Consider the following 3,860-nt stretch of genomic DNA (forward strand, 5'->3'; position numbering starts at 1 on the left):
TGAATTAGATTTATTATGTGAACATAAAGTTTCTGGGAAAAAAATTTATGTTGAGTGTAAAGCATATAGAGATAAAAAAATTGATGCCCCAATCATAAGACAATTATTTGGTACAGTTGTATTTGAGAACTATAGTGAAGGCTGGTTAATAGGTACTTCAGAATTTAGTAAAGATGCGAAAGGATTTTGTGAGGAGCTACCTAGTCGACCACTTGGTGATCGTATAGTAGTCTATTCATCAACAGATATTATTGAATCACTACAAGCATCTAAAATTATTAGCTCAATACCTCGTGAACATCTCGAACAACACCTTGATATAAACAGCATTGGTGAATGGTTTTTATTAATTACAACTTTTGGAAATTTTTGGGTAAGTACAATATTAAGTGCAGGCATTCCAACAAATGCTGTATGTTATTATGCAAAAACAGGCGTCTTAGTTGAAGATCAAGAACTACTAGATAACATTGCCTCTACAGATAGTAGTCTTTCTAAGTTAGATTTTTCTAAAATTATAAATACAAAAAAAGAGATGAAACCTTTGTTTGACTCTCAAATTGAAGTTGTAGAAGTTCAAAGAGGCGAAGATTGGAATGACTATCGACCTGCACGTCCACAGGATTTCGTAGGAAGAACTAAGGATATTCAAGAGATTTTTGATTTTTTTAAGAAGATTAGAGCAAATGAAATAAATACTAGGATTTTTGCTATTACTGGTAATTCTGGATTAGGCAAGAGTTCTTTGATTATTACTCTTTCTGAAAAAGCTAAAAATCGTCATCAAAAACAAAAATTATTTCTTTACGCTATTGATGTTCGTGCGGCTAAATCACCAGAATATATTTACTCCGCATTGTTAAAAACTTTACAAGAGGCCCAAATAAAAGGTTTTGGTGATCCAACTATTAAATTACAAATAACTAACGTAAACCATCCTTTAGAGTCTGAATCTATAGCTAAATACTTGAATAGCCTTGAAAGATCAAAGCAATTAGTAGTATTAGTTTTTGACCAATTTGAAGAATTGTTTAGCAAACCAGAGCTATTCGAACTATTTAATAATGCAACGAACATTCTATTAGATGCCGCTAGTTTAAAAACAAATTTATGCATAGGTTTTGCATGGAAGACTGATAGTACAACCCACTCGGAACATCCTGCTTATTTCTTCTGGCATCGTTTGTCAGATTATCGAATTGTAAGAAAATTAAATCCATTTTCTGTTAGAGAATCTAATGCTGTCATAAATAAGTTTGAGGAAGCAATTGGAGAAAAAGTTCATAGCGACTTAAGACATAACTTAATTGTAAGTAGTCAGGGTTATCCATGGTTGTTAAAGAAACTATGCATTCATTTACATGAAAAAATATTGTCAGGCCAAAAACAAGAGGAGCTTTTAGAGAATAAATTAGATATCTCAAGTCTTTTTGCTAGCGATTTAGAAGAGTTAAATCCTAATGAAGTTAGAGCTTTAAAATTTATTGCTCAAAGAGCACCTGTTGATCTTGTTGATACAATTGATACATGTGGAGAAGATGTAGTCACAAACCTGCTTCATAAACGACTAATCATTAAAAGTGGTATTAGATTAAATATTTATTGGGATATTTTTAGAGAATATATATTAACAGAGAGTATTCCTATTATTTCTCTTCGCTATTTACCATCAAATGATTTTCTAGCAATCTGGAATGTAGCGCAACATTTAACAGGCACTCCAATTTCCATTCCCGAATTGGAAATTAAAACGAATTTATCTGATGGTACTATTCAAAATATTGGTACAGACTTACTGACATTTGGCATTGCGGTAAGGGAGAATAGCCAATATTCATTGTCAGAGGAAATCTTAGCTACAGGGAATTCCATGGAAAGTATTCTCTCATTAATGAGAGAAAAATTTAAAAAACATATTATTACTTTAAGTTTAAAGGACTTACCTAATGGCACAAATATTACTTTGGCTTTCTTTATAGACTTAATGAAAAGTATCTACTCTAACAATGATTATGCAGATAAAACATGGAGATACTATGCTATCAGAATGTGTAAATGGCTAGAAATTACAGGCTTTTTATCTCGGTCAATTGAAACATACACATGGTTTTATAAAGATATAGGTTCTGTAAAAACATCTGTCAGTAACGTTAGACGCCAGCAATCTTCTTTTTTCATACCAAGAAATAGTCCTCAATTAACTATAAATATTTATAATGAACTTAAGGGTAAGAAAATTTCTGAATACAAAAATGGTAGTAGTAATGCCAAAGCTGTGGAAATTTTCAAGAGATATAATTTAGTTGATGATGATAATAAAATTAGAGAGGTTGAAGATATCGAATCTTATCTTTACGATGCGATTTCAAATGAGTTAAGTATCCAAGAAACCATATTAATAAAGAAACTGTATTCAGGAACTAAAAAATTAACTGCATCATTCGTTGGGCAGCTCCTGAGAGATAAGCATGATATTAAGTGGGCTGAAGGTACTGTGGAGTATGCAGGTAAAAAGCTAAACAGTTGGGCTAGCTGGTATGAAAATTTCGATTTATAAATTTTGGATACCAATTACCTTCAAGCCCTCCCACCTAACAGAACTCAAACCTTTGATAATCTAGTTTTCGTCGATTAGGTATTTAACAATGAGTAAATGAGATGTTTTCTGGGGAGTAAGTAATTTACCTCCCCCTTCAACTATTTAATCTATAGCTAAGTAAACAGCTATTTCATCGACTACTGCTTTGGCTGTTCTAGAAACCCCAATTAATGTTGCCGATGCCATGCCTGTCCATTCACCATAACCAACTAGCCAAAGGTTGTTTATTTTTATTGAACGCCCATCATTGACAGCAACAGTCTGATTAGGTTCTATCACTCCTAGACTCCTTAAGTGATTTAGGGATGCTTTGAAGCCTGTACACCAAATCACAGCATCAACCAATTGTGTTGAACCATCCTCCCAAACAACCGAATATTCTTTAAATGCTTTAAAGGGTTCTCTGCTATGTAATACCCCACGTTCACGTGCATCTTTGACACTATCAATCATGACAATATCCCCTAGACCACCAATGGGTTGATCAACTATTCGTCCCTCCTGTTGTGCCTTCAAACGTTCTGTTGCTCGAAGGAATAAAACACGCCCATCAACATCATCCGATAAAAATTGAGGAGGATTTACTGTGATCCAAATAGTGTCTGCAACTTCTGAAACTTCAGCAAGAATTTGAGCACCAGAGTTACCTCCTCCTATCACTAGAACCTTTTTATTAATAAAAGGTTCTGGATTAACATAATGTGCTGAATGGGTTTGTATTCCTTTAAATCTTTCTAATCCTTCGTAATGTGGAATATAAGGCTGACTCCATGTACCTGTAGCACTGACAACGGCCTTTGCTCGCCAATATTTATCACCCGCATATACATCTAAGCAGTCATTTTTTTCTCAATATGATCAACATGTATAGGTCGAATGACAGGAAATTGATAGCGTTGTTCGTATGCAGATAAGTATTGAATCACCTCATTCCGCGTTGGATAAGTTTGTTCAGTTTTTGGCATCATCCAGCCCGACAACGAACTCCAAGTATTTGGAGAAAAAAGACGTAAAGACTCCCAAGCATGTAACCATGCACCACCTGCCTGATTTTGGTCATCTAAAATCACAAATGGAATTTTCTTACGTTTTAAAAAATAGGCTGTAGCAAGAGCTGCTTGTCCACCACCAATAATGACTACATCTACTTCAGCTTGTAATTGAGACAAAGTATCGCTCCCCCCTTCTTTATTGTCATAAACAAAATCAAAAGCCCAATCTGTTAAACAGACTGGGCTTATTTCTTAAAATTTTCAAGTGA

General features: G+C 34.1%; 2 protein-coding genes and 1 pseudogene. 1 reads left to right on the top strand and 2 read right to left on the bottom strand.

Features of this window, described 5'->3' with window-relative positions:
- A partial coding sequence (locus tag RT445_RS23250; protein WP_313471699.1) for an nSTAND1 domain-containing NTPase occupies positions 1-2,557 on the top strand: 2,557 nt, incomplete at its 5' end.
- A gap of 144 nt (positions 2,558-2,701) precedes the next feature.
- Here RT445_RS23250 and RT445_RS23255 read toward each other — a convergent pair.
- Positions 2,702-3,400, bottom strand: a pseudogene (locus RT445_RS23255) (NAD(P)-binding domain-containing protein); the annotation flags it as partial.
- A 29-nt stretch (positions 3,401-3,429) separates the two neighbouring features.
- Complete coding sequence (locus RT445_RS23800; RefSeq protein ID WP_313471701.1) at positions 3,430-3,768, bottom strand: NAD(P)-binding domain-containing protein; 339 nt, start codon at positions 3,766-3,768, stop codon at positions 3,430-3,432.
- Positions 3,769-3,860 lie beyond the last annotated feature (92 nt).

It is taken from the genome of Lysinibacillus sp., from assembly GCF_032093475.1.
Classification (GTDB): Bacteria; Bacillota; Bacilli; order Bacillales_A; family Planococcaceae; genus Lysinibacillus; species Lysinibacillus irui.